The 6,000-nt window shown below is 50.5% G+C and carries 3 protein-coding genes; all 3 read left to right on the forward strand.

Going from position 1 to position 6,000, the window contains the following annotated elements; all coding sequences use genetic code 11:
* Nucleotides 1-401: 401 nt before the first annotated feature.
* A complete protein-coding gene (locus CFI03_RS05510; protein ID WP_248756738.1) occupies nt 402-3,116 on the forward strand; it encodes a stalk domain-containing protein in 2,715 nt (904 codons plus the stop codon).
* Between the two features lie 290 nt (nt 3,117-3,406).
* On the forward strand, nt 3,407-4,567 hold the full coding sequence (locus tag CFI03_RS05515) for a sensor histidine kinase (protein ID WP_283094412.1): 1,161 nt from the start codon (nt 3,407-3,409) through the stop codon (nt 4,565-4,567).
* A 7-nt stretch (nt 4,568-4,574) separates the two neighbouring features.
* Nucleotides 4,575-5,303 carry a response regulator gene (locus tag CFI03_RS05520; RefSeq protein WP_127499480.1) on the forward strand — a complete coding sequence of 243 codons (729 nt, stop codon included), beginning with the start codon at nt 4,575-4,577 and terminating at the stop codon, nt 5,301-5,303.
* Nucleotides 5,304-6,000: the final 697 nt, after the last annotated feature.

Below are 6,000 nucleotides of genomic sequence, written 5' to 3' on the forward strand. Positions count from 1 at the left end.
ACCTTTAGAATTAGTTAAGGCCCTAGGGGCCTTAAGAGATAGAACCTGTGGGTCATCAGTGGGTGGTAGTAGGCCCACGCGATGACCTATTTTCTTTCGGCCATCCCCCCAAGTGCTGGGGATGGGGCAGGTAGGGGGCGGAGAGAAAAGGTCATTCTGGAGAAACGAAGTGCTCGCCTTTTCAGGACGAAATCTAACGATAGCATCGTTAAATTCAAAGATTTCGTCTGCAACAGCGATCGGAAGAATGACCTTTTCTCGCAGCCTTGCCCTACCTTTTTACCACACTACAGCACGACCATCCTCCCATTTTTATTAAGAAATTTTTATACTCGGAACTTTTCTCCCCTTCTAATAGTCTATAATAGATAGATTAATAGATTAGGAGAGTTGCTATAACGATGAGTAAGGTACATAACAGCAAAGTCCGGCAGACGGGAAGTCTAGGCAAAAAGATCGCGGTTGTCGTAATCGGTGGCACATTGCTGGCTCAGCCAGTCTCGTCAGCTATATCTTTAGACTTGAATCCGTTCCAAGCAGGTACAGCGGCTGCTGCTACGGCAGAGCCATCCCTCAAGCTTCTCCAACAGTCGTATATTACGGCTGGCGCGCAAAGAATGGACTATCTCTGGACGACAACGCGCAGCGGAAAAGCTGCTAAAGCGAATATCCATGTCATTCAAGTCGATCTCACCAATCCTTATGTGAACTTGAACACGATGAGCGGCAAGAACGATACCGTAGGCAAGCTGAATACGGTTATGAATATGACGAAAGAGAACGGCGCGGTTGCGGGCATCAACGCCGACGTGTTTATCACGACAACGGAAGGCTCGCCGATGGGCGCGCAGGTAACAAGCGGAACGCTTATGACCAGCCCGATGCAAATTAAGGGCATGTACGCTTTTGCCGTGACCAAAGACCGCAAGCCGGTCATCGACAGTTATACCTTCGACGGTAAAGTGACGTCCGCAGACGGCTCCAGCTTTACGCTGGCAGGGCTGAACCAGTCCGCTTATATTCCGGAGGGCGGTTCTTCGAACTACAGCCATCTTAACGCTCTCTATATTTACAATAGCGCCTGGGGCGGCGCGGAGCGCCCTAAGAACTCGTCTACGACTCCAACGGAAGCCCTTGTCGTAAACGGAGTTGTTCAGCAAATTTCGGACGGCAAGCCGTTAACCGGGGCGATTCCGGCAGACGGTTATATCCTGCGCGGTCACGGGACTGCGGCACAATTTATTCTCGAGCATTTGCAGGTTGGTCAGTCCGTAACATCCGATTACTCGCTCGTATCCGCCACATCCGGGCAAAAGGTAGATCCTACGTCCTTTGAAATGCTGGTAGGCGGACATACGATTCTCGTTAATAACGGTGCGGCTGCGACTTTCTCCCGCGATATTACGGGCGTAAGCGGCTCTTCCTACGTATCCCGTACGGCGGTTGGTTATTCCAAAGACGGTACAAAGGTTTATCTGATTACAAGCGAGGACTACGGGGACAGCACGGGGCTTAATCTGAAAGAATTGCAGCAGGTTATGGTGAAGCTTGGCGTATACAAAGGGATCAACCTCGACGGCGGCGGTTCAACAACGATGATTGAGCGTCCGCTTGGCGAAACTTCGCTTCGTCTGGCTCATTCCACGCAATACGATACAACGCAGCGCAGCATTTCCAATTCGATTGGGGTATTCACAACGGCGCCGCAAGGCAATCTGAAAGGGATTGCGATTAGCGGTTCGAACGTTCTTTTTGTGGGGCAAAAGACAACCTTCTCGGTAAAAGGCTATGATACGTATTACAATCCTTATGCGGTAGACGGAACGAACGCAAGCTGGGGCAGCACTACGGGCGTTGGCTCGTTCAGCGGCAATACGTTTACGGCTTCCAAGCCGGGCACAACCAACATTACGGTAAAATCCGGCTCCGTAACGGCTACCTATCCGGTTGAGGTTATCGGCAAAGACCAGATTGCGGAGCTGAAGCTCGACACGGCGGCAGGCGTCCTGTCGAAGGGCGCAACGGTGTCCATTCCGGTAAAAGTTACCTTGAAGAACGGCAAAACCTACAAGCTGACCGGCGACTCGCTGCAATGGGAGTTCACTGGTTTTACCGCAACAACAAGCGGAGACACGCTTACGGTTAACTCCGTCAATCCGGGCACGACAACGGGCTACGCGATTGGCCGCTACGATGGATATGGGACTATGCTTCCGTTCACGCAGGGTGGTTCCGAGAAAACGTTTGAAACATTCGAAAATGTATCCTATGCGATTAATCCGCAGGTGACGCCTGCTGCGACAACAACGGGCAGCGTGAAGCTGGTTACGGACCTGCCGGGCCAAACGTCAGGCAAAGCGCTGCAAATTTCCTATGACTTTAGTGCCGGAACTGGTACAAAAGCGGTATACGCGCAGTTTAACGGCAGCTCCGGAAAATCGATCGACGGCTCGCCGGTATCGATGACCATGGACGTATACGGCGATAAGAGCCTTAACTGGCTGCGTGCCGAATTTGTGGATGCCAACGGCACGGTCCACCTCGTAGACCTGGCGAAGCAGCTCGACTGGACAGGCTGGAAATCGGTTAAAGCCGACTTGTCTGCCAAAGGAATGGCGTATCCGGTTAAGCTGAAGCGCGTTTACGTGGTGACAACGCCGGACGGTCAGGATGAGCGTGCCGCAACAGGCGCGGTTGGCATTGATAACATTAAGCTGCAATATGCGTCTTCCACGACAACACCAACTAAGGGCCATATCGAAATGACGATTGGCAAAAAATCGGCCGTATCCAACGGCAAGACCATTGCAATGGAAGTAGCTCCGTTCGAGACGGGCGGTACGACTTATGTACCGATTCGGTTTGTAACCGATGCGATGGGCGTTACCCTGAAATGGGACAATAAGCTCAATCGCGTCACCGTTCTGAACGGTTCGAAAATGCTTGAAATGGTTATCGGCAAAAAGGAAATTAATATCAACGGCGCGCTCTCCCAGACGGAAGTTGCTCCAATGATCAAGAACGGAAGAACGTTGATTCCGATCCGTCTCGTTTCCGAAAAATTGGGTCTAAAGGTCACCTACGATAACAAAACGAAAAAGATTGCCATCGATTAATGGTGGACGAGCGGCAACCAACCTGTGTTATGATAAAGGGGAATAGCCTTTAACAAGGTGAAACGGCCTCGCTTTCCTTGGAGAGCGGGTGGTGTTTCATTCCGAGAATTCTAAGCGCTATTTATAAGGTGAAACTTATATATTCTTAGAATTTGAGAAAAACTTCTATCGAAGTACTTCGAAGATGAAGGGCCGCGTTTCAGTGGTAGTTTTTATCCCCAATCAGAAAGCTAGTTTTCGAGTTCGAAAACTTATACTTTCTGATGTGGTAAGAAAGGTTGCCGATTGTTTTGGACCAGCACATAGTCGATATTAATAGAGTGATTACGAATGCGATCTCCGTCATGGAGGACAGCAAACTGCAAATTTACGAAATATGCGAATCGGCGCGCCAGGAGCTTGAATCCCTTGGTCAAGAGCTCGAGATTGTACTGGCGGAAACGTTAACGACAATCGAAAGAGTAGACCAACTGGAGCAGGACTACCGGCGCGCTCGCATTCGACTGACTGAAGTTAGCAAAGACTTTGTTCGATATAAAGAAGAGGACATCAAAACCGCCTACGAGAAGGCGACTCAAATTCAGCTCGATCTGATGGTCTACCGGGAGAAGGAAGCGTATTTGAAAACTCGCCGGGACGATCTGCAGAAGCGGGTCCGCAATGTCGAGAAGTCGATCGAGCGGGCGGAGACGATTGCCTCGCAAATCAATGTGGTGCTCCAGTATTTGTCCGGCGACCTGAACCAGGTATCGCGCATATTGGAGTCGGCGAAGACGAGACAGATGATAGGTCTAAAAATCATCGTGGCGCAAGAGGAGGAACGGAAGCGAATTTCTCGCGAAATTCATGACGGACCGGCTCAATCGCTTGCCAATATCGTGCTTCGAACAGAAATTGTGGAAAGAATGCTACTAAAGAAGGAATTTCAAATGGTGCAGGACGAATTATTAGATCTGAAAGGTCAGGTTCGTTCCGGACTGGAGGAAATAAGAAAAATTATTTTCAACCTGCGTCCGATGGCCTTGGATGATTTGGGTCTTGTACCTGCACTTCGCAAGTTCGCTCACGACTTTGAAGATAAGACAAAGATCCGGACAATCTTTGAGCTTAACGGTAAAGAAGTCAGGATGCCGTCAGCCATGGAGGCTGGTGTTTTCCGTCTCGTTCAGGAAGCGTTCACCAATGCACAGAAGCATGCAAGAGCATCCTTTGTTACGCTGGAGGTTGCTTTTACGACAGAGACGGTCACGATTACGATCGTGGATAACGGTATTGGATTCCATAGCGAGCAGGCGGAAGCCCATGCGCAGAGCAACTCTTCTTTCGGCTTGATTGGCATGCGCGAGCGTGTGGATCTTCTTGAAGGGAGGATGGAAATCGACTCAAAATTAGGACAAGGGACGAAGATTATAATCAACATCCCAATTACCGTAGAGAGTAGAAAGGAGTAAGATGACGATGAACCAGGCTGCGCCGGGAAGTAAGCGCAAGATAAAAGTATTGCTAGCGGATGATCACCAACTTTTCCGCGAAGGGCTTAAACGGATTTTGAACATGGAAGACGATCTCGAGGTCATTGGGGAATGCGGAGACGGCATACAAGTGCTCGAGTTTTGCAACCACACGATTCCGGAAATCGTGTTAATGGATATTAACATGCCTATCGAGAACGGCGTTGTAACGACCGAGAGGCTGAAGACGATTTTCCCTGACGTAAAAGTCATTATTCTGTCCATCCATGATGATGAAAGCTACGTATTCGAGACGCTCCGCAAAGGGGCCACCGGCTACTTGCTGAAGGACATGGAAGCGGAGTCGCTTATTAACGCGATCCGTTCCGTCGTGAACGGGCATGCTTATATTCACCCGAAGGTGACAGGCAAGCTGATCAATCAGCTCCGCCGCATGACTTACCTCGATGAGATGGGCGTGATTTCGGGCGCTGCGGCTGGCATGGAGCCAGGCGTGAAGTTCATAGCGGGCGAAGACAATCCGCTGACTCGCCGCGAGGCGGAAGTGCTGCGTCTTATGGCGGAAGGCAAGAGCAATAAGATGATTGGCGAGTATTTGTTCATTAGCGAGAAAACCGTTAAAAACCATGTAAGCAGCATCTTGCAAAAGATGGAGGTTGACGACCGCACGCAAGCGGTTATTCAATCCATCAAATATGGCTGGGTAACGCTGTAGCCGGGCTAGCTTTTTTCACACGCGAAGTGCGCTGGGCCTAATCGGCGCGCAGGAGGCGAGGGGCTCGATCGAAGGCAGACCAAAGCTGCATGCGAGAGGCAGGAACCCGGTGAAAAGCGGCCCGCCATCAGGCGGCCGAAGTCAGATCAGGTCTGGTTACAGGTGCATAATAGAGTCCCGTGTCGTAGACGCGGGATTTTTTGTGTTTTCTGGGGGTTGGGGGCTGGACATCGGCCCGAAGGACTCGATAAGACCCTGCGAGGGTCTTATTGGGGAAGAGAGTAGCTAGTTTGGGTGGAATAAGACCCTGGTAGGGTCTTATCGAATGAGAAGTGGCGGTTGGGAGAGAGAATATGGCTGGGTGACGGTCAGATAAGACCCTGTGAGGGTCTTATTGGGTAAGAAACTAACTAGTGTAGGTGGGATAAGACCCTGCCAGGGTCTTATTAAATGGATGTGGCAGTTTGGAGTAGGGAAAAGGTGGAGTCGCGGATGGATAAGACCCTACGGGGGTCTTATAGAGGGAGAGAGTAGCTAGTTTGGAGAGGATAAGACCCTGGTAGGGTCTTATCGACTGGGAAGTGCTGCTGGGAGAGTGAATATGGTGGGGTGACGGGCAGATAAGACCCTGTGAGGGTCTTATTGGGTAAGAGAGTAGCTAGTGTAGATGACGTAAAATAGTCTGTGTACCAAGATC

The organism is Paenibacillus sp. ATY16 (assembly GCF_003399985.2).
GTDB lineage: Bacteria > Bacillota > Bacilli > Paenibacillales > Paenibacillaceae > Pristimantibacillus > Pristimantibacillus glycanilyticus.

Coding starts and splice junctions, on each gene's coding strand:
- CFI03_RS05510 (WP_248756738.1), top strand. CDS start 402: ATGAGTAAGGTACATAACAGCAAAGTCCGGCAGACGGGAAGTCTAGGC.
- CFI03_RS05520 (WP_127499480.1), top strand. CDS start 4,575: ATGAACCAGGCTGCGCCGGGAAGTAAGCGCAAGATAAAAGTATTGCTA.